This window comes from Micromonospora palythoicola (assembly GCF_036689795.1).
Classification (GTDB): Bacteria; Actinomycetota; Actinomycetes; order Mycobacteriales; family Micromonosporaceae; genus Micromonospora; species Micromonospora palythoicola.
Map to the genome: position 1 here is coordinate 24,537 of NZ_JBAGKI010000050.1, position 19,781 is coordinate 44,317.

Consider the following 19,781-nt stretch of genomic DNA (forward strand, 5'->3'; position numbering starts at 1 on the left):
GATGATCCTGCTCGACGCGGTGCTCGTGGTCCTCGCCGGTTCGATGGCGGTGGTGATCGTCCGGCTGGTGGTCGGTCCGACCGACGCCGACCGGGCGGCCGCACTGGATCTCGGCTTCTTCGTCTTCCTGGCGGCCCTGGCGGTGCTCGCCGCCCGGCTGCACGCCCCCGACCTGCTCGACCTGGTGCTGACCGGCACCCTGGTGAGTTTCCTCGCGACGGTGGCGATGGCCCGGCTGGTGCACCGGAGGCAGCGATGATCCGGATCTCGCTGGCGTCGGCGCTGCTGCTGCTCGGCACCGCGCTCATCGCGATCAGCGCGGTCGGCCTGATCCGCCTGCCGGACGTCTACCACCGGATGAACTCCGTGGCCAAGGCGGCCAGCCTCGGGGTGAGCTGCGTGCTGCTCGGCGTGCTGCTGCTGACACCCGGCTGGCGTACCGCGGTGGTGGTCCTGGCCGCCGTCGGGCTGCAACTGTTCACGGCACCGGTCGGCGGCTACGCGCTGGCGCGGGCCGCCTACCGGTCCGGGGCCCCGCTGGCCCCGGTCACCCGCTACGACGAGCTCGGCGGCCGGGCCGGCGGGGGCGGCGACGAGCAGCCCCGCGACCCGGTCTGAGGGGTGGTCGACGGCGGCCTCCCGCCGTGCGCGGTACACTGCCGGACATGGCCGGAGTCTTCCTGCTTCTTACCGGGCCGTGCTGATGCGCTGAACGCGCGACAGCACGGCGGCCCCTCCTGCGTGAGGGGCTTTTTCGTGCCCGCCGCCGGCCCGCGACGGGCCGTCGAGGCAGATCCGAGACCAGCCAGCACTCCGACAGACTCCGCCGAGCGACGCGAGGAGAAGGCCATGACCGAGGCAGACGTCCCACCGTTCCGGTACACCGCGGCACTGGCCGACGAGATCGAACGCCGTTGGCAGGACCGGTGGGAACGGGAGGGTGCCTTCCACGCGCCGAACCCGTCCGGCCCGCTGGCCGACCCGGGCCACCCGCGCTCCGGCGCGGAGAAGCTGTACGTGCTGGACATGTTCCCGTACCCGTCCGGAGCCGGACTGCACGTCGGGCACCCGCTGGGCTACATCGGCACCGACTGCTTCGCCCGGTACCAGCGGATGGCCGGCCGCAACGTGCTGCACGCGATGGGCTTCGACGCGTTCGGGCTGCCCGCCGAGCAGTACGCCGTGCAGACCGGCACCCACCCGCGGACCACCACCGAGGCCAACATCGACCGGTACCGGGCGCAGCTGCGCCGGCTGGGACTGGCCCACGACCAGCGGCGCTCGGTGGCGACCATCGACACCGACTTCTACCGCTGGACCCAGTGGATCTTCCTGCAGATCTTCAACTCCTGGTACGACCGCGAGGCCGGCCGGGCCCGGCCGATCAGCGAGCTGATCGCCGAGTTCGCCGGGGGCGCGCGGCGCACCCCGGACGGCCGGCCGTGGGCCGAGCTGTCGGCCGCCGAGCGACGCGCCGTCGTCGACGACCACCGCCTGGCGTACGTGTCGCAGGCGCCGGTGAACTGGTGCCCGGGGCTGGGCACGGTGCTGGCCAACGAGGAGGTGACCGCCGACGGTCGCTCCGAGCGGGGCAACTTCCCGGTCTTCAAGCGCAACCTGAAGCAGTGGATGATGCGGATCACCGCGTACGGTGACCGGCTGCTGGACGACCTGGACAAGCTGGACTGGCCCGAGCCGATCAAGCTGATGCAGCGCAACTGGATCGGCCGGTCGCAGGGCGCGCACATCGACTTCCCGACCCCGGTCGCCCCGATCCGGGTGTTCACGACCCGGCCCGACACCGTCTTCGGCGCCACCTACATGGTGCTGGCCCCGGAGCACGAGCTGGTCGACACGCTGGTGCCGGCGGCCTGGCCGGCGGGCACCCGGGACGCGTGGACCGGTGGGCACGGCGGCCCGCGGGAGGCCGTCGAGGCGTACCGCAAGGCGGCGGCGGCCAAGACCGACGTGGAGCGGCAGGCCGAGACGAAGGAGAAGACCGGCGTCTTCACCGGCGCGTACGCCACCAACCCGGTCACCGGTGGGCAGATCCCGATCTTCATCGCCGACTACGTGCTGGCCGGCTACGGCACCGGCGCGATCATGGCGGTGCCCGCCCAGGACGAGCGGGACTGGGAGTTCGCCGAGGTCTTCGAGCTGCCGATCGTGCGTACCGTGCAGCCGTCGGAGGGCTTCGACGGCAAGGCGTACACCGGGGACGGGCCGGCGATCAACAGCGCCGCGCCCGAGCGTGGCCTGGACCTGAACGGCCTGGGGGTGGCCGACGCCAAGGCCCGGATCATCGCCTGGCTGGAGGAGACCGGCAACGGCCAGGGCGCGGTGACCTACCGGCTGCGGGACTGGCTGTTCAGCCGGCAGCGCTACTGGGGTGAACCGTTCCCGATCGTCTACGACGCCGACGGCGCGGCCGTTGCGCTGCCGGAGGAGATGCTGCCGGTCGAGCTGCCGGAGGTGGACGACTTCTCCCCGCGCACCTTCGACCCGGAGGACGCGAACAGCAACCCGGAGACGCCGCTGTCGCGCCGCCGGGACTGGGTCGAGGTCGAACTGGACCTGGGTGACGGCCCGAAGCGTTACACCCGGGAGACGAACGTGATGCCGCAGTGGGCCGGCTCCTGCTGGTACGAGCTGCGCTACCTGGACCCGACCAACGGTGACCGGTTCGTCGACGCGGACAACGAGCGGTACTGGATGGGCCCACGTGGCGAGGGCGACTGCGGCGGCGTGGACCTGTACGTCGGCGGCGCCGAACACGCCGTGCTGCACCTGCTGTACGCCCGGTTCTGGCACAAGGTGCTGTACGACCTGGGCCACGTGTCGTCGTTCGAGCCGTTCCGCAAGCTGTTCAACCAGGGCTACATCCAGGCGTACGCGTACACCGACGCCCGGGGCGCGTACGTGCCGGCGGAGGAGGTCGCCGAGCGCGACGGCGGCTTCTTCCTGGGTGACGTCCAGGTCAACCGCGAGTACGGCAAGATGGGCAAGTCTCTGAAGAACGTGGTCACCCCGGACGAGATGTGCGCCGCCTACGGCGCCGACACGTTCCGGGTGTACGAAATGTCGATGGGCCCGCTGGAGGTGTCCCGTCCCTGGGAGACCCGGGCGGTGGTCGGCTCCTACCGGTTCCTGCAACGGGTCTGGCGGGCCGTCGTCGACGAGCGGACCGGCGAGTCCCGGGTCACCGACGACCCGGCCGACGAGCAGACCCGGCGACTGCTGCACAAGGTGATCGACGGTGTCCGGGGCGACATGGAGCAGATTCGGTTCAACACCGCGATCGCCAAGCTGATCGAGCTGACCAACGGGGTGACCCGGCTGGCGGCCACCCCGCGCGAGGTGGCCGAGCCACTGGTGCTGATGGTCGCGCCGTTCGCCCCGCACGTCGCCGAGGAGCTGTGGCAGCGGCTGGGCCACGCCACCTCGCTGACGTACGCGGACTTCCCGGTCGCCGACCCGGCGCTGCTGGTCGCCGAGACGGTCACCTACCCGGTGCAGATCAACGGCAAGGTCCGGGCCCGCATCGAGGTCCCCGCCGACGCCACCGAGACCGACGTCCGCACAGCGGCCCTGGCCGCGGTCGCCACCACCCTGGCCGGCAAGGACCCCCGCAAGGTCATCGTCATCCCCACCCGCATGGTCTCCATCGTCCTCTAGCCCTGGATCCTCCGCGTCGATCATGAGGTTGGCGGCAGTGTGAAGATCGACTACTGCCGTCGACCTCATGATCAACGCTGGGTGGGCGGGTGGGTGGGGGGTTCAGGGGGTGCGGTGGTGGAGGGCTAGCGTGGTGGCCAGGGCGGCTATCACCGCCCAGGCGGCGTAGGTGGTCCAGGCGCCGGAGACGGTGGCGGCGTGGATGTCGGTCAGCCACGGCGGGGAAGCGTTCGGGTCCCTCAGCCGCTGCCACGCGGGCACCAGCATGGCGTGCCGGAGCAGCGCGCTCCAGCGTTCGTCCTCGCTGACGGCGGTGGGCAGCAGGAGCAGCACCGTCGCGGCGGTGACGATCGCCGGCGCGGTGTGCCGGATCAGCGCGGCCAGGGCCATGCCGACGAGCGCACACAGCGGTACCAGCAGCGCGGAGGCGGCGATGCCGCGCAGGGCGCCGGGGTCGCCCACCGACATGTTCGCGCCGACGTCGGCGAGGATCGCCTGCGACACCGCGAACGCCGCCGCCGCACCCAGTGCTCCCAGCAAGGTCAGCACGCCGGTCAGCACGGTCAGCTTCGCGGCGGCCACGGCATGGCGGCGGGGGACGGCCGCGAACGTGGTACGTAGCAGCCCGGAGGCGTACTCACCGCCGATCGCGACCGCGCCGACACCACTTGCCGCCAGGACGACGAACATCTGTGCCTCAGTGGGGAAGGCGTCCCAGAGCGGGGAGCGTGCCGCCCGCCGCTCGGCCGACCAGTCCGGCCAGCCCGCGTGGGTGGCCAGCGCGGCGTGGACGGCGAGGCCGACCATGGCGAGCAGGATCAGGGCGAACGCGGCCCAGGTGGAGCGCAGCGACCAGAGCTTGATCCACTCGGCGGCGAGCAGGTCACGAAAGCGCGCCTGATCGGTGGAGACGGTTCGGGTGGCGGGTCGGGTCACGGCGTTCATCGGTCCTCCCGGGCGGTGTACTCGACATCGGCGGCGGTGAGCGCCATGAAGGCCTCCTCCAGCGAGGCGGTGCGGGGGGTCAGCTGGTGCAACGGGATCCGCAGGCCCAGGGCCAGCTCAGCGATCCGCTCCGCGCCCACCCCCGCCACGGTGAGCGCACCATCGGGATCCGGTCGCACGCTCACGCCGGCGTCCGCCAGCGCCGTGGTCAACATGGCCGGCTCGGGGGTACGCACGACGACCTCGGCGCGACCGACGCGGGCCGCGAACGCGTCAAGGGTCTCGTCGGCGATCAGCCGACCTCGGCCGATCACCACGAGGTGATCGGCGCAGTGCTCGACCTCGCCCATCAGGTGACTGGAGACGAAGACCGTGCGGCCCTCGGTGGCCAGCCGCCGGAACAACCCCCGTACCCAGCGCACCCCCTCCGGGTCCAGGCCGTTGAACGGCTCGTCGAACATCAGCACGGGCGGGTCGCCCAACAGCGCCGCGGCGATACCGAGGCGTTGCCGCATGCCCAGCGAGAACCCGCCGACGCGTCGGTCCGCGGCGTCGTCGAGGCCGACCTGCCCCAGCACCTCGTCGACCCGTACGCCCCCGATGCCGTTGCTGCGGGCCAGGGCCGCCAGGTGCGCCCGCGCGCTACGCCCGCCGTGCACGTCCCCGGCGTCGAGCAGCGCGCCGGCGTGCCGAAGCCCCCGGGCACGTTCCCGGAAGCGGACGCCGCCGACGGTGGCGGTGCCGCCGGTCGGAGTGGTCAGCCCGAGGACCATGCGGAGGGTGGTGGACTTGCCGGCGCCGTTGGGGCCGAGGAAGCCGGTCACCCGACCGGGGCGGACGGTCAGGGTCAGGTCGTCGACGGCTGTGGTGCGGCCGTACCGCCGGGTCAGGCCATCAAGTTCGATCATGCCGCTCACGCTGCCGGTCGCCGGGCCCGGCCGCGTCACCCCGCCGGCCGTACCTGGCGCCGGGGTGGTGGCCTGTGGACGTACGCCCCCGGGCCGATGCTGAGGTGGCGCGGAGCTGGATACCGTGTGCCGGTGGACGTCATCGCCCTGCTGCGGACGCGTGCCGCGCTGCCGACGGCGCGGGCGGTGCTGGTATGGGCCGGAGTGGCCGTCCTGCCTGTGCTCTGGATGATGGCGCCGGCCGTGGCGAACAGCGGCGACGGTGTCGGCATCGTCGGCTGGTGGCTGCCGACGCGCTACCTGGTACCGGTGCTGATCGTGGCGCTGCCGGCGGCGCTGCTGCGCCGTCACCCGCTGACCGGGCTCGGGCTGATGCTCGCCGGCGCGACGCTGAGCAGCGCGACGGTGCACGGCCGGCACCCGGGATACCTCGCGGACCTGTTCAACCTCCAGTTCCTCGCCGTCGACGCGGCGCTCGCCGTGGTCGCCGCGAACCGTTCCCGTCGGGTGTCGGTGCCCGCCGCCGGGGTGGTGCTGGTGACGCAGCTGCTCGCGGCCTTCGTGAACCTCGGCGTCGAACCGGTGAACCAGGCCGCGCTTACCGTGCTGGCGGTCACGGCCGCCTGGATCGCCGGCAACTCGGTGCGGGCCCGGCGAAACTACGCCAACGCGCTGCGCATCCACGCCGCCACCGAGGCGGTCACGGCCGAACGGCTGCGCATCGCCCGGGAACTGCACGACATGGTCGCGCACAGCATCGGTGTCATCGCCATCCAGGCCGGAGTGGGCGCGCGGGTGATCGACACCCAGCCGGCGCAGGCCCGCGCCGCACTGGCCACCATCGAGGCGGCCAGTCGGGACACCCTGGCCGGGCTGCGCCGCACCCTCGGCGCGTTGCGTCGCGGCGACGGGGACCCGGCGTCGCTGGAGCCCGCCCCCGGATTGGCGGAGCTGGACCGGCTGGCCGCCGCCACCGGCGACGCCGGTGTCCGGGTCGAGCTGCGTACGACAGGCGACGCGCCCGTCCCGGCCGAGGTCGACCTCGCCGCGTTCCGCATCGTCCAGGAGGCACTCACGAACGTGGTCCGCCACGCCGGGGTCGACGCGTGCCAGGTCATCGTCGAGCGTGGCGACGACGCGGTCACGGTGGAGGTCGTCGACGACGGCCGGGGCGGCCCGATCGGCGTCGAGGGGCACGGCCTGATCGGCATGCGCGAGCGGGTCATCGCCGTCGGTGGCCGGTTCCGGGCCGGGCCACGGTCCGGGGGAGGCTTCCGGGTGTCAGCCTGGCTGCCGGTGTCGCCGGAGAACGCCGTCCCGGTCGGCGCCGTCCGGGCGGGTGGCCCTCCGGGCGGTGCTGGTTCCGTCGGTCGTTCGGATGGTGGTGACGGGGCCGCTGGTCGTCCCGACGAGGCGGTGGAGCCGTGACCATCCGGGTGCTGCTGGTCGACGATCAACCTCTGGTGCGGGCCGGGTTGCGCGTGCTGATCGCCGACGTGCCGGACATGGCGGTGGTCGGCGAGGCGGGCACCGGTGCCGAGGCGGTGCGCCTGGCGCGTGAGATCGTGCCCGACGTGGTGCTCATGGATCTCCGGATGCCGGGCACCGACGGCATCCAGGCGACCCGGACGATCACCGACTCCGGTGGTCCCGTGCGGGTGCTGGTGCTCACCACGTTCGACGACGACGAGCACGTGCACGCCGCGCTGCGAGCCGGTGCGAGTGGCTTTCTGGTCAAGGACATGGCGTTGGAGGACATTCTCGGCGCGATCAGGGTGGTGGCGGCCGGGGACGCGTTGATCGCACCGGGCGTCACCCGGCGACTGATCGCCGAGTTCACCCGCCGGCCGGCGGTCCCGTCGCCCCGGCCGCTGTCGGGGGTGACCGATCGGGAGCGCGAGGTGCTCACCCTCGTGGGGCGGGGCCTGTCCAACGCCGAGATCGCCGCCGAACTGGTGATCAGCGTGGCCACCGCCAAGGCGCACGTGGCCCGGCTGTTCAGCAAGCTCGGCGCCCGGGACCGGGTGCACCTGGTCATCGCCGCGTACGAGGCCGGCCTGGTCACCCCACCCCGCTGACCCGTACCACCCCCACCCCACCCCGGCTTACGGGCGTCCGCAACTTCGCGGAACGTGCTGCCTCGACCGCCCCGGACCCAGCACTTTCCCCGCAGTTGCGCGGCCTGCGTGGGGTGTGTGGGCGGCGTGGGGTGGTGCTGGGGCCGCTCAGGGGAGGGGGCGGCGGAGCCGGCGTTCGGCGCGCCACCAGCGGGCGAGCAGCACGGCGCTGGCGATGAAGCCCAGCGAGGCCGGGGCGGCGGCGAGCCAGTTGATCCCGCTGGGGCTGGTGACGGCGGCACCGACCGCCGCGTAGCCGAACGCGGTCGGCGCGGAGGCGATCACGCTGCCGACGAGGAACGGCAGCACCCGCGCGCCGGTGGTGCCGTAGCCGTAGCTGACCAGGCCGAAACCGGAGATCGGCAGCAGCCGCACGGTGACCACGCCGAGCACGCTCTGCCGGGTGAACCAGCGGTCGAGGCGGGCCAGTCGGCCCCGGACGCGTTCGGCGACGAACTCCCGACCCAGCACCCGACCCACGGCGAAGCCGATCGCCGCCGCCAGCAGTGCGGCGCCGAGCGCGTACGCGGCACCTTCCAGGGCGCCGAAGATCGCGCCTGAGGCGAGCGTGATGAAGGTGCGGGGGACCAGCGCCACCAGCAGCAGCGCCCCGCCGAGCACACCGGCCACCGGAGCGAGCGGCCCCATCCGGTCGGCCAGGTCCGGCAGCGCGGTCGGTTCGGGGTGCGGCACCAGCAGCAGCGTCACCCCGAACCCGGCGAGCAGGAGCAGCAGCAGCGAGAACCGGGTCACCGACGGAGTCGTGGCGAGCAGCAGGAGCCGCCGGGCGGTGGTTGGGGCAGTGACCGCGGTGTCGCCGTACCGTGCGCCGTCGCCCGGGCCGGCACCGGGTTGGGCAGCTTCGGCACCGGGTTGGGTGGGGTTGGCCGACGTGGGGTCGGGCTGCGGGACGTCGGCTGTGGGGTCACCCGGCCGGCTCGCCCGCAGCAGTCGCCTCCGCAGCTTGCGGATCATGTCCGGGCGGTGGCCACCGCGGTCCGGCGTTCGGCCCGCAGCCGGTCGGCCCAGGTGTCGTCGAGCGGAGGCAGGTGCTGCGCGCCGGTCGCCCAGCGCAGCAGCAGGTCGGCCAGGGCCGGGTTGCGGGCCAGCGCCGGGCCGTGGGAGTACGTGCCGAGCAGCTTGCCCCGCCACGCTCCCTCGGTGGCGCCGTCGTTGCCGACCCCGGCGGTGACCCGGGCCAACGGTGAGACGCCGGGGCCCAGGTGGGTGCGGCCGCCGTGGTTCTCGAACCCGGTCAGCGGCGGTAGGCCGAGGCGGGCGTCGATGTCGCCGGCCAGTTCGCCGACGGCCCGGCTGGGGCCCCGGTCCGAGGAGAGGTCGAGCAGTTCGAGGCCCTGGTACTGGGTGCCCTTGGCGAAGAACGAGGTGCCCAGCAACTGGTAGCCGGCGCAGACGCCGAAGACCACCGAACCCTGGGCCACCGCCCGGTGCAGGCCACCGTCGGCGAGCAGTCGTTGCGCGCCGAGCGCCTGTGGGCCGTCCTCCCCGCCTCCGATGAGGTAGATGTCGGCCGTGGTGGGCAGCCGCTCGTCGGAGCGGACCTCCAGCACCTCGACCGGGAATCCGCGCTGCTGGGCCCGGCGGGCCAGGATCAGGGCGTTGCCCCGGTCGCCGTACGTCGACAGCAGGTCCGGGTAGATCCAGACGATGCGCAGGGTCTCAGTTGACACGATCCAACTCCGCTCGGATGTCCTGGAACGCGGTGTAGTTCGCGATGACCTCCAGCCGACCCGGCGGCACCGCCCGGACGGCCTCGTCGAAGGTGCGTACGTACTGGAAGGGCACGTCGTTGACCTCCAGCCGTACGGCGAGGTCGTACGCCCGGTCGCCGGTGATGAGCACCAGCCGGCCGCGCAGCGGGGCGAAGTCGACGTCGAAGAGCCAGGAGGTGTCCAGCCCGTCGGGGTCCCGGGCGTTTATGGACAGCAGCGTCGGCGCCTCGTCGGCCATGTCGAACGCCTCCAGCCAACTGGCCGGGTTCTTGGCCAGCAGCAGCCGCACGGTGCGACCGTCCCGGACGACCTGGGCGTAGCGCCCGGCCACCGAGGTCACGTCGCCGAGGCGGGGAACCGCGTCGAAGGGACGTACGCCGAACTCGGCGGCGACCGCCAGCGCGGTCGCCGCGTTGCCGATGTTGACCTTGCCGGGAAGCTGGAGCTTGACCTTGTACCAGGCGCCGGTCGGGTCGACGACGCCCTCCTCGTCCACGGTCCACTGCGGCTCCGGCCGGCGAAGCGGGCAGCCGGTGCACCACCACTGCTCGCCGGAGCGCTGGATGGTGGAGCCGCACTCGGGGCAGACCCAGGAGTCGTCGTGCCAGCGCTGCCCGGCGGAGAACCAGGTGACGTGCGGCGGGGTGATCCGCTGGTCGTGGGAGGCCGGCGGGGTGGCGGCCCAGACCACCATCGGGTCGTCGGCGTTGGCGACCACGCGGATGTCCGGGTGCCGGGCCAGCGCCGCGCGCCAGAGCTGCGCCATCATGGCGACCTCCTTGGCCCGGTCCAGCTGGTCGCGGGAGAGGTTGAGCAGCGCCACCACGTGCGGGTCGGTCGCCTCGATCACCTGGGCGAGGTAGTGCTCGTCGACCTCCAGCACGGCGTACGGCGTGCTGCCGGCCTTGGCCAGCGCGGAGGTGTGCCCGGTGGGCATGTTGGCGCCGAACGAGTTGGTGGCGACCCGGCCGAGTACCCCGACGGCCGCGGCGGCGAGCCGGGTGGTGGTGGTCTTGCCGTTGGTGCCGGAGATCAGCGCGATGGCCCGTCCGGCGGAGAGGTGGGCGAGCAGTTCGGGGTCGATCTTCAGGCCGAGCCAACCACCGATCACCGAGCCGTCGCCCCGGCCCGCCGCCCGGGACAACGCCGCGGCGGTCCGTGACACGGAGCTGGCCACCTTCGCCCGCAGGGGCATCTTCGCGTCCGTCACGCGAGCGAGGTTACCGGACCAGCGGACCCGCGAGATCGGCACCGACGGCGATCCGTTCGGCTCGGCGCGGCCGGCGCCCGGTCGGATGACCCTCGGCCGGACGGAGTCGATCTATGTCGGAAAGCGGACCCGCCCGGGGGCGCCGCGCGGCCCTCCACTCCGCTCCACCCCGGCTGACGTGCGGTTTTGTGGCGACGCGCGGCGCGCCACGCGGTCGAATCTGGTTGCGAGTGGAGGGAAGTGGAGTAGAGTGGGGCGCATTGGTGGGGCCGGGAGGGGCCCACCGGCCCGGGGGGTCAGCGGCGCGCGAACGCCGCTCAAGGGCGAGGGGGTTGGGCCGATGTTTCTCGGCACCCACACTCCGCGCCTGGACGACAAAGGCCGGTTGATCCTTCCGGCGAAGTTCCGGGATGAGCTGGCGGGGGGTGTCGTGATCACCAAAGGGCAGGAGCGCTGCCTCTACGTCTTCCCGACGCCGGAGTTCCAGCGGATCGCGGAGCAGTTGCGCGCGCAGCCGATGACGCACAAGGCGGCCCGGGCCTACAGCCGGGTGTTCTTCGCCAGCGCGCACGACGAGGTGCCGGACAAGCAGGGCCGGGTGACCATCCCGGCGCACCTGCGCAGCTACGCGGCGCTCGACCGGGACCTGGTGGTCATCGGCGCGAGCACCCGGGTGGAGATCTGGGACAAGGTCGCCTGGGAGACCTACCTCGCCGAGAGCGAAGACGACTTCGCCGACATCGAGGAAGGGGTGCTGCCCGGCGGTCTGTAGGGCGTGGCGACGCCCGACGTACTGCGAGATCTCCAGCCGCTTTCGAGTTCCTGGCATCCCTTCCCCGGTGCCAGGCGCACGATCCGATCCTCCGGGCCCCGGCCCGACGGGCGGGCGGAGAGCGGATGGGGATCTGGCGGTACGACGGCACGGCGTCGTCCGACGAACAGAGCGCGGATACACAACCGGTTCAACCAGTGGGGGTCGACATGGGGGAGCTACGCGGCACGCACGTGCCGGTGCTGCTCGAGCGGTGTCTCGAGCTGCTGGCCCCCGCACTGGGCCGGGGTGGGCGCACCGTGCACGTCGACGCGACGTTGGGCCTCGCCGGCCACGCCGAGGCGGTGCTGCGAGCCCATCCGGAGACGGTGCTGGTGGGCCTCGACCGGGACACCGAGGCACTGGCCCACGCCAGGGTCCGGCTGGCCCGGTTCGCCGACCGCGTCCATCTGGAGCACGCCGTCTACGACGAGCTGCCAGAGGTGCTCGACCGGCTGGGATATCCGTCCGTGGACGGGGTCCTGTTCGATCTCGGTGTCTCCTCGTTGCAGCTCGACGCGCCCGACCGCGGGTTCGCGTACGCGCAGGACGCGCCGTTGGACATGCGGATGGACCAGACCCGGGGGGTGACCGCCGAGGAGGTGGTCAACACCTACCCGCACCCGGAGCTGGCCCGGGTGCTGCGGGTCTACGGCGAGGAGAAGTTCGCCGGGCGGATCGCCTCGGCGATCATCCGGGAGCGGGAACGCGGCCGGATCACCTCCTCGGCGCGGCTGGCCGAGCTGGTCCGGGAGTCGATTCCGGCACCAGCCCGGCGAACCGGGGGACACCCGGCAAAGAGAACGTTTCAGGCTTTACGGATCGAGGTAAACAGAGAACTGGCAGCGCTGGAGACGGCGCTGCCGGCCGCTCTGGACCGGCTCGCCGTCGGCGGTCGCCTGGTGGTCCTGTCCTACCACTCGCTGGAGGACAGGCTCACCAAACAGGCGCTCGCCGATCGGGTCCGCAGCACGGGCCCGATCGACCTCCCGGTCGAACTGCCCGGGTCAGAGCCGACGTTCCGGCTGCTCAGCCGGGGCGCGGAACTGCCTGGGGAGGTGGAGGTCACCGCGAATCCGCGGGCCGCTTCGGTGCGCCTGCGGGCCGCGGAGCGGATCGACCCGCAGGCACGGCAACGGGGGCGTACCGACCGCGAACGGTACCGCCGCCGGGTCAAGGCGATGCACCAACCGGGGACGGGGTCCACCACGGAATCCGGTCCGGATCCGCGGCGGGCGCCGGGGGACACCACGGACGAAGAGGGGGAGGGGACATGAACGTAGACAAGCGTCGGGACATCGCCGGCGCCGGGCAGCGCGCACCGCGGTCGGGGGGCCGGATCGCGGCGGAGCGGACCCGGGGAGCGGGCGACGCTGCTCGGCGGACGGACCGGGTGAACCGGTCGGCGGAGACTCGCGCCCGGGGGGCGCGCGAGTTCCCGACCCAGGGCAGCGCCGCGCTGCGTCCGGTGGAGCGGGCCGCCGTCGCGGCCGAGCGGTCGGAGTCGCCGCGGCTGCGGGTCGCCCCGCCGCCGCCGGTGCGGGTGCCGCGGGCACCGTTCGCCGCGCTGGTGGTGGTGCTGGTCGTCGGCGGGGTGCTGGGCATCCTGGCGGTCAACACGAAGATCAACGAGAACGCCTTCCGGCTCGACGAGCTGCAGCAGCAGCAGGCCAAGCTCGACGTGGAGCAGCAGCAGCTGAAGAAGCAGATCGCCGAGTCCGAGTCGCCGGGCAACCTCACCGCGCAGGCCCGCAAGCTCGGGCTTGTCGAGTCGGGTGAGCCGGCGTACATCCGGCTGCCGGACGGCAAGGTGATCGGAGTGCCGCAGCCGGCCGGTGGCGATCTCTCCATCGCCAGCCAGCAGGGCGGGCAGGGGTAGGCCGTGCCACCGAGGTCTGAGGAACCGCGCCGGGACGCCGAAGGCTCCCGGCGCGGTTCGTCGCGTGGCGGCGGCCAGCGGAGTTCACCGCCCCGCCCGGCCGGTGAGCGGGACGTGACGCCGGGTCTGAGCGGCATCTCCGACGCCCGCGCCTACACCCCCCGGGGCCGCTCCGTCCGCGAGAGCGGCGCCGCCGCCGGCACCGGACGCGCCGAGCAGCGGCGCACCCCGCGCAGCAGCCGGTCGCAGGACCCGTTCCGGCCCGCGCTACAGGTGCTCGACGGCGGTCGGGTCACTGCCGGCCGGGCCGCCGGCCGAGCGGGTGGCGCCGCCCGCCGGGACGGTGGCGCGGCCCGTGCCACCGTGACGCGTACCGTCACCGACCGCACCCCGCGCGACGAGGTCCCGGCCACCGCCCCCCGACGACGGGTGACCGCGCGGGACCCGCGTCGCGGGGACCGCACGCCGCCGCGTCGACCGTCGCGTCAGCGCCCCCGACCGCCCCGGCTGGCCGACCCGGGGCGTCGGCTGCGCCTGGGCACCGCGTTGACCCTGGCGCTCTTCGTCGCCGTCGGAGTGCGGCTGGTCGTGCTCCAGACCGTCGACACCCCGGCGTACGCCGACGGCGGTATCGCCGACCGCATCACCACCGTGCCGCTGCCCGCGCCGCGGGGCGCCATCTACGACCGCTCCGGTGAGGCCGCGCTGGCGCACAGCGTCGAGGCCCGGTACGTCTACGCCGACCCGACCCGGGTGAAAGACATCGCGGCGACCGCGGCGACGCTCTCCCCGCTGCTCGGTATCCCGGCCTCCGAACTGGCCGAGAAGATGAAACCCCGCAAGCGGATCAACGGCGTCGACTCGCAGTTCGAGTACCTGGCCCGGGGGGTGGACATCGACCGCGCCAAGGAGATAACGGCGCTCAAGCTGCCCGGCATCGGCACGCACCGCGACGAGCGGCGCGAGGTGCCCGGCGGGGACCTCGCCGCCAACCTGATCGGCTTCACCAGCCCGGACATGGTCGGACTGGAGGGCCTGGAGGCGCGCTTCGACGACCTGCTGCACGGCGAGGACGGCCAGCGGGTCTTCGAGATCGGCCTCGGCGACCTGGCCGCCCCGATTCCCGGCGGCATCAGCCGCACCACGAAGGCCAAGCCGGGCAGTTCGCTGGTGCTCACCATCGACCGCGACCTGCAGTACATGGTGCAGCGCATCCTCAGTGAGCAGACGCAGCAGGTGCAGGGCAGCACCGGCGCCGCGGTGGTGCTGGACGCGCGTACCGGGGAGGTGCTGGCCCAGGCCAGCCATCCCACCTACAACGCGGCGAAGCCCTTCCCCAGCGAGCCGACCGACCGGGAGGACGCGGCCACCAGCTTCATCGTCGACCCGGGCTCGGTGCACAAACCGATCACGTTCGGGGCGGCCCTGCAGGAGGGCGTCATCACCCGGGACACCTCGTTCCCGGTGGCCAACGCCATCCGCAAGGGCGACACCTGGTTCCGCGACACCCATCAGGCGAACGGGCGGCGGATGAGCGTGGCCGGCATGATGGCGTACTCCTCGAACGTCGGCACCATCCAGATCGCCGACAAGCTCGGTCCGGACCGCCTGCTCGACTACCAGCGGCGCTTCGGCCTGGGCAAGCCGACCGGGGTCGGGATGCCCGGCGAGGCGAGCGGGCGGCTGCTGCCGGTGCAGGAGTGGAGCGGGTCCTCGCAGGGGTCGGTGCCGATCGGGCACAGCGTGGACGCCACCCCGTTGCAGATGGCCGCGGCCTACGCGGCGATCGCCAACGACGGCACCTACATCCAGCCGCACCTGGTCAAGGAGACGATCGCGCCGAACGGGACACGGACCCCCGGGCCGGCGCCGGAGACCCGGCAGGTGCTCAGCCCGGACAACGCCGCCGCGCTGCGTACGATCATGGAGGCGGTCACCACGGTCGACGACGCCACCGGGCTGGCCGCCGCCGTTCCCGGCTACCGGGTCGCCGGCAAGACGGGCACCGGCTGGCGGCTGGTGGACGGCAAGAAGCAGCCCGGCGAGGTCGCCTCGTTCATCGGGATGGCTCCGGCGGAGGACCCGCGCTACGTCATCGCGGTCTTCGTGCACAGCCCCAGCGGTGGCGGTGGTCAGATCTCGGCACCGGCCTTCCGCGACATGATGACCTTCACCCTGCGCCACCACCGGGTACCGCCGTCGACCGAGCCCGCGCCGACGTTCACCGTCTTCCCGTAGGCACCACCTGCGGTTCGACTTCATCAGACGGAGATTCAGGCGCGCCGTGCGGCCCGGACCGAGCGACCGGGTAGGGTCTGACGCCGTGCGCGGCAATCCTCGTCCCCGTTCCGTGACCGGGATCCGGCTCGGTGCCCTGGCCGCCCGGCTCGCCGTGGCGTCCTCGACTGATGCCGATCCGATGGTGACCGGGGTGACCCACGCCAGCGGCGAGGTCCGCCCCGGCGATCTGTACGCGGCCCTGCCGGGCGCCCGACGGCACGGCGCGGAGTTCGCCGCCGACGCGGCGAGCGCGGGCGCGGTCGCGATGCTCACCGATCCGGCCGGCGCCGAGCGGGCCGCCGACATCGGGTTGCCGACCCTGGTGGTGGCCGATCCCCGGGCGGTGCTCGGCCCGCTCGCCTCGGCGGTCTACGGCGATCCGACGGCGGGGTTGACCGTGATCGGCGTGACCGGCACCGCCGGAAAGACCTCCACCGCGTACCTGATCGAGTCGGGGCTGCGCGCCGCCGGCCACGTCACCGGCCTGATCGGCACCGTGGAGACCCGCCTCGGTGACCTGGTGATCGACAGCGTGCGGACCACTCCCGAGGCCACCGACCTGCACGCCATGCTGGCCGCCGCCGCCGAGCGTGGGGTCACCGCCGTGGTCATGGAGGTCTCCAGCCACGCCCTGGCGATGGGCCGGGTCGGCGGGGTGCGGTTCACCGTCGGCGGCTGGACCAACTTCGGCTCCGACCACCTGGACTTCCACGCCGACGCCGAGGACTACTTCGCCGCCAAGGCCCGACTGTTCGACGGCCGGTGTGCCGTCGAGGTGCTCAACCACGACGACCCGGCGCTCAAGGCGCTGTTCAAGCCGGCCACGGTCAGCTTCTCCGCGCTCGGCGACCGGGCTGCCAGCTGGTGGGCCGACGAGCAGTCCGGCGAGGGGTACGCGCAGCGGTTCACCGCACATGGTCCGGACGGGCTGGCGCTGCCCGCCCGGGTGGCGCTGCCCGGCCGACACAACGTGTCCAACGCCCTGCTGGCCATCGCCAGTCTGGTGGCCGCCGGGGTCGACCCGGTGACCGCCGTCGAGGGCGTGGCCGCCTGCGGCGGCGTGCCGGGCCGGCTGGAGTCGGTGGGCGTGGCCGGTGGGGTGCGCGGGGTGGTCGACTACGCGCACAAGACCGACGCCGTGGTGGCCGCGCTGGCCGCGCTGCGGGAACTCAGCACCGGTCGGCTGATCTGCGTCATCGGTGCCGGCGGCGACCGGGACCGGGGAAAGCGGCCGGCGATGGGTGCCGCCGCCGCGGCCGGTGCCGATCTGGTGGTGGTGACCGACGACAACCCCCGCACCGAGGATCCGGCGGCGATCCGCGCCGAGGTGCTCGCCGGTGCCCACCGGGCTGGTGCGCCGGCCCAGGTCGTCGAGGTCGGCGGTCGCCGCGCGGCGATCGACGAGGCGGTGCGGCTGGCGGCACCGGGTGACGTGGTGGCCCTGCTCGGCAAGGGGCACGAGCGGGGCCAGGAGATCGCCGGTGAGGTGTACCCGTTCGACGACCGGACCGAACTCGCCGACGCGCTGCGGAGCCGCTTCGGGGATCTGGAGGGGCAGTGATCACGCTCAGCCTGGCCGAGATGGCCTCGGCGGTCGACGGACGGCTGGTCGCCGCGGATCCCGCCGCGCAGGTCACCGGCAGCGTGGAGTTCGACTCCCGCAAGGTCACCCCCGGTGGGCTCTTCGTCGCCTTCGACGGGGAGAAGGTGGACGGCCACGACTTCGCCGCCGCGGCGGTGGCCGCCGGTGCGGTGGCGGTCATGGGCACCCGTGCGGTGCCCGGCGTGCCGATGATCGTCGTGGCCGACCCGTTGGCCGCGATGGGCCGGCTGGCCCGCGTGGTGGTGGATCGACTGCCCGGGCTCACCGTGATCGGGCTGACCGGTTCCTCCGGCAAGACCACCACCAAGGACCTGATCGCCCAGTTGACCGCCCGGCTCGGCGAGACGGTGGCGCCGCCCGGGTCGTTCAACAACGAGCTGGGACACCCGTACACGGCGTTGCAGGCCGGCCCGACCACCCGGTACCTGGTGATGGAGAAGGGCGCCCGGGGCATCGGCCACGTGCGGTACCTCTGCGAGGTCGCGCCGCCGCGCATCTCCGTGGTGCTCAACGTCGGGGTGTCACACATCGGCGAGTTCGGTTCGCAGGAGAACATCGCGCTGGCCAAGGGCGAGCTGGTCGAGGCGTTGCCAGCCGACGGCCTGGCGGTGCTCAACGCCGACGATCCGCTCGTCGACGCGATGGCCGCCCGGACGGCGGCCCGGGTGGTCCGTTACGGCGAGTCGGCGCACGCCGACGTGCGGGCCGTGGACGTGACGCTCGACGAGCGGGGACGGGCCGCGTACACGCTGGTCACGCCCGAGGGCACCGCGCCGGTGCGACTCGGGCTCACCGGCCGGCACCAGGTCTGGAACAGCCTGGCCGCCGCGGCCGTGGCGCGGGAGCTGGGCATGCCGCTGGCCGAGCTGGCCATCGCGTTGGGCGCGCTCGGGCTGGTCTCCACCCGCCGGATGGACGTCTTCGAGCGAACCGACGGGGTCACCGTGATCGACGACTCGTACAACGCCAATCCGGCGTCGACGGCGGTGGCGCTGCGGGCGCTGGGCGGCATCGGCGCGGGACGGCGTACCGTCGCGGTGCTCGGCTACATGGCCGAGTTGGGCGAATTCGAGGCGCAGGGACACGCCGAGGTGGGCCGACTCGCGGCCGAGCTGGGCGTGGACCGGTTGCTCGTGGTCGGCGAGGCGGCGGCGCCGATCCACCACGGGGCGACATCGGTAGGTGACTGGGGAGGAGAGTCGGTGCTGCTCACCGATCAGGCGGCGGCCGTCGAGGTGCTGCGCAGCGAGCTACGACCGGGCGACGTCGTCCTGGTCAAGGGCTCCCGGTACCGGACCTGGGAGGTGGCCGACGCGCTGCGCGTCGACGCCGCCGGGGACGGCGACGGTACGTCGGCGTCGGCCGGGGGTGGCGCCGCGTGAGAGCGGTAATCGTGGCCATCGGGGTGGCCTTCCTCGTCTCGCTGTTCTGCACCCCGATCGCGATCCGGGTCTTCACCCGGCTCAAGGCCGGTCAACCCATCCGGGCCGAGGGCCCGCAGATGCACCAGGGCAAGAAGGGCACGCCGACGATGGGCGGCGTGGTGTTCATCCTGGCCACCGTCATCGCGTACGTGGCCGGGCACCTCGCCCTGACCACGCTGCCCGACGCGCAGATCGCCCAGGTCGAGCCGACCATCACGGCGCTGGTGCTGCTGGGGCTGATGGTCTTCTGCGGCGCGGTCGGCTTCATCGACGACTTCCTGAAGGTGCGCAAGCGGCACAGCGGTGGCCTGAGCGCCCGGGGCAAGCTGCTCGGGCAGATCCTGGTCGGCGCGGTGTTCGGGGTGGTCGCGCTCTGGTTCCCGTCGACCATGACCGACGCCTCCGGCGCGGTGACCAACACCGAGACGGTCGGCAGCACCACGCTCAGCTTCATCCGGGACATCCCGGCGCTGGACGTCACCAAGATCGGTGCGGTGATCATCTTCATCTTCGTGGTGATGGCGGCGACCAACGGCGTGAACCTCACCGACGGTCTCGACGGGCTGGCCACCGGGGCCTCGGTGATGGTGCTCGGCGCGTACGCGGTGATCGCGTTCTGGCAGTACCGGCACTGGTGCGCCGACCCGGCGTACACCGCGAACCCGGACAACTACTGCTACACGGTCCGGGACCCGCTGGAGATCGCGCTGATCGCCGGGGCGGCGGCCGGGGCCTGCGTCGGCTTCCTGTGGTGGAACACCTCGCCCGCCCGGATCTTCATGGGTGACACCGGAGCGCTCGGTCTCGGTGGCCTGATCGCCGGCATGGCGATGTCGACCCGGACCATCCTGCTCCTGCTGATCATCGGCGGCCTGTTCGTGATCATCACGATGTCGGTGGTGATCCAGATCATCTCCTTCAAGACCACCGGCAAGCGCGTGTTCCGGATGTCGCCGTTGCAGCACCACTTCGAGTTGGCCGGCTGGAGCGAGGTCAACATCGTGGTCCGCTTCTGGATCATCGCCGGCATCGGCGTGGCCATCGCCCTCGGCCTCTTCTACAGCGACTTCCTGGCCAACATGGGCTGACCCACGCCAGCCTGGACGTGGTGTTAAAGAAGTTTGGGTGGGGGAGGCCCCCGCAGCCCCCCCCAACAACTTTATCTAACCGGGGGGGGGGGGGGTTGGGGGGGGGGG

17 protein-coding genes are annotated in these 19,781 nt (G+C 72.9%); 12 read left to right on the plus strand and 5 right to left on the minus strand.

Annotation, left to right across the window (positions count from 1 at the left end; translation table 11 throughout):
* Position 1: 1 nt before the first annotated feature.
* The 3 genes from V5O40_RS20315 to leuS all read left to right on the plus strand — a co-directional run bounded on the left by V5O40_RS20315 (position 2) and on the right by leuS (position 3,675).
* Positions 2 to 259, plus strand: a complete 258-nt coding sequence (locus tag V5O40_RS20315; protein WP_332906954.1) for a monovalent cation/H+ antiporter complex subunit F — start codon at positions 2 to 4, stop codon at positions 257 to 259.
* Positions 256 to 618: a monovalent cation/H(+) antiporter subunit G gene (gene mnhG, locus V5O40_RS20320; RefSeq protein WP_332906942.1), complete on the plus strand. Its 363-nt coding sequence runs from the start codon at positions 256 to 258 to the stop codon at positions 616 to 618. Before V5O40_RS20315 ends, mnhG begins: the two co-directional genes overlap by 4 nt.
* Positions 619 to 849: 231 nt before the next feature.
* Positions 850 to 3,675: a leucine--tRNA ligase gene (leuS, locus tag V5O40_RS20325; RefSeq protein WP_332906943.1), complete on the plus strand. Its 2,826-nt coding sequence runs from the start codon at positions 850 to 852 to the stop codon at positions 3,673 to 3,675.
* Positions 3,676 to 3,777: 102 nt separating this feature from the next.
* On the opposite strand, the gene V5O40_RS20330 is transcribed toward leuS, so the two are convergent.
* Both V5O40_RS20330 and V5O40_RS20335 read right to left on the minus strand, forming a co-directional pair.
* Positions 3,778 to 4,620: a hypothetical protein gene (locus V5O40_RS20330; RefSeq protein ID WP_332906944.1), complete on the minus strand. Its 843-nt coding sequence runs from the start codon at positions 4,618 to 4,620 to the stop codon at positions 3,778 to 3,780.
* On the minus strand, positions 4,617 to 5,528 hold the full coding sequence (locus V5O40_RS20335) for an ABC transporter ATP-binding protein (RefSeq protein WP_332906945.1): 912 nt from the start codon (positions 5,526 to 5,528) through the stop codon (positions 4,617 to 4,619). The genes V5O40_RS20330 and V5O40_RS20335 overlap by 4 nt, the downstream gene beginning before the upstream one ends.
* A gap of 132 nt (positions 5,529 to 5,660) precedes the next feature.
* Between V5O40_RS20335 and V5O40_RS20340 the strand changes: the two genes are divergently transcribed.
* Both V5O40_RS20340 and V5O40_RS20345 read left to right on the plus strand, forming a co-directional pair.
* Positions 5,661 to 6,956, plus strand: a complete 1,296-nt coding sequence (locus tag V5O40_RS20340; RefSeq protein WP_332906946.1) for a sensor histidine kinase — start codon at positions 5,661 to 5,663, stop codon at positions 6,954 to 6,956.
* Positions 6,953 to 7,606: a response regulator gene (locus V5O40_RS20345; protein WP_204007923.1), complete on the plus strand. Its 654-nt coding sequence runs from the start codon at positions 6,953 to 6,955 to the stop codon at positions 7,604 to 7,606. The genes V5O40_RS20340 and V5O40_RS20345 overlap by 4 nt, the downstream gene beginning before the upstream one ends.
* A gap of 147 nt (positions 7,607 to 7,753) precedes the next feature.
* Here V5O40_RS20345 and V5O40_RS20350 read toward each other — a convergent pair whose 3' ends face one another.
* The 3 genes from V5O40_RS20350 to V5O40_RS20360 are packed head-to-tail and all read right to left on the minus strand — an operon-like array spanning position 7,754 to position 10,573.
* Positions 7,754 to 8,620, minus strand: coding sequence for a TVP38/TMEM64 family protein (locus tag V5O40_RS20350; protein ID WP_332906947.1), 867 nt, complete (start codon positions 8,618 to 8,620; stop codon positions 7,754 to 7,756).
* The gene (locus tag V5O40_RS20355) at positions 8,617 to 9,336 is read right to left on the minus strand and encodes a type 1 glutamine amidotransferase (protein WP_332906948.1); all 720 of its coding nucleotides are present in this window, start codon (positions 9,334 to 9,336) and stop codon (positions 8,617 to 8,619) included. The genes V5O40_RS20350 and V5O40_RS20355 overlap by 4 nt, the downstream gene beginning before the upstream one ends.
* On the minus strand, positions 9,326 to 10,573 hold the full coding sequence (locus V5O40_RS20360; RefSeq protein ID WP_269738659.1) for a MurT ligase domain-containing protein: 1,248 nt from the start codon (positions 10,571 to 10,573) through the stop codon (positions 9,326 to 9,328). The genes V5O40_RS20355 and V5O40_RS20360 overlap by 11 nt, the downstream gene beginning before the upstream one ends.
* A 355-nt stretch (positions 10,574 to 10,928) precedes the next feature.
* Here V5O40_RS20360 and mraZ point away from each other — a divergent pair, with 355 nt between their 5' ends.
* The 7 genes from mraZ (at position 10,929) to mraY (ending at position 19,673) form a co-directional block, all read left to right on the plus strand.
* A complete protein-coding gene (gene mraZ / locus V5O40_RS20365; RefSeq protein ID WP_131303317.1) occupies positions 10,929 to 11,360 on the plus strand; it encodes a division/cell wall cluster transcriptional repressor MraZ in 432 nt (143 codons plus the stop codon).
* A gap of 209 nt (positions 11,361 to 11,569) precedes the next feature.
* Entirely contained in the window at positions 11,570 to 12,676 is a 1,107-nt protein-coding gene (gene rsmH, locus V5O40_RS20370; RefSeq protein WP_332906949.1) for a 16S rRNA (cytosine(1402)-N(4))-methyltransferase RsmH, read from the plus strand.
* Positions 12,673 to 13,278: a septum formation initiator family protein gene (locus tag V5O40_RS20375; protein ID WP_332906950.1), complete on the plus strand. Its 606-nt coding sequence runs from the start codon at positions 12,673 to 12,675 to the stop codon at positions 13,276 to 13,278. The genes rsmH and V5O40_RS20375 overlap by 4 nt, the downstream gene beginning before the upstream one ends.
* A gap of 3 nt (positions 13,279 to 13,281) precedes the next feature.
* Positions 13,282 to 15,516 carry a peptidoglycan D,D-transpeptidase FtsI family protein gene (locus V5O40_RS20380; protein WP_332906951.1) on the plus strand — a complete coding sequence of 745 codons (2,235 nt, stop codon included), beginning with the start codon at positions 13,282 to 13,284 and terminating at the stop codon, positions 15,514 to 15,516.
* 46 nt (positions 15,517 to 15,562) lie between these two features.
* Complete coding sequence (locus tag V5O40_RS20385) at positions 15,563 to 17,119, plus strand: UDP-N-acetylmuramoyl-L-alanyl-D-glutamate--2,6-diaminopimelate ligase (RefSeq protein ID WP_332906952.1); 1,557 nt, start codon at positions 15,563 to 15,565, stop codon at positions 17,117 to 17,119.
* Positions 17,116 to 18,543, plus strand: coding sequence for a UDP-N-acetylmuramoyl-tripeptide--D-alanyl-D-alanine ligase (locus V5O40_RS20390; protein ID WP_332906953.1), 1,428 nt, complete (start codon positions 17,116 to 17,118; stop codon positions 18,541 to 18,543). The genes V5O40_RS20385 and V5O40_RS20390 overlap by 4 nt, the downstream gene beginning before the upstream one ends.
* Entirely contained in the window at positions 18,540 to 19,673 is a 1,134-nt protein-coding gene (mraY, locus tag V5O40_RS20395) for a phospho-N-acetylmuramoyl-pentapeptide-transferase (protein WP_099844714.1), read from the plus strand. Before V5O40_RS20390 ends, mraY begins: the two co-directional genes overlap by 4 nt.
* Positions 19,674 to 19,781: the final 108 nt, after the last annotated feature.

Coding starts and splice junctions, on each gene's coding strand:
- leuS (WP_332906943.1), top strand. CDS start 850: ATGACCGAGGCAGACGTCCCACCGTTCCGGTACACCGCGGCACTGGCC.
- mnhG (WP_332906942.1), top strand. CDS start 256: ATGATCCGGATCTCGCTGGCGTCGGCGCTGCTGCTGCTCGGCACCGCG.
- V5O40_RS20350 (WP_332906947.1), bottom strand. CDS start 8,620: ATGATCCGCAAGCTGCGGAGGCGACTGCTGCGGGCGAGCCGGCCGGGT.
- mraZ (WP_131303317.1), top strand. CDS start 10,929: ATGTTTCTCGGCACCCACACTCCGCGCCTGGACGACAAAGGCCGGTTG.
- V5O40_RS20375 (WP_332906950.1), top strand. CDS start 12,673: ATGAACGTAGACAAGCGTCGGGACATCGCCGGCGCCGGGCAGCGCGCA.
- rsmH (WP_332906949.1), top strand. CDS start 11,570: ATGGGGGAGCTACGCGGCACGCACGTGCCGGTGCTGCTCGAGCGGTGT.
- V5O40_RS20360 (WP_269738659.1), bottom strand. CDS start 10,573: ATGCCCCTGCGGGCGAAGGTGGCCAGCTCCGTGTCACGGACCGCCGCG.
- V5O40_RS20315 (WP_332906954.1), top strand. CDS start 2: ATGATCCTGCTCGACGCGGTGCTCGTGGTCCTCGCCGGTTCGATGGCG.
- V5O40_RS20330 (WP_332906944.1), bottom strand. CDS start 4,620: ATGAACGCCGTGACCCGACCCGCCACCCGAACCGTCTCCACCGATCAG.
- V5O40_RS20335 (WP_332906945.1), bottom strand. CDS start 5,528: ATGATCGAACTTGATGGCCTGACCCGGCGGTACGGCCGCACCACAGCC.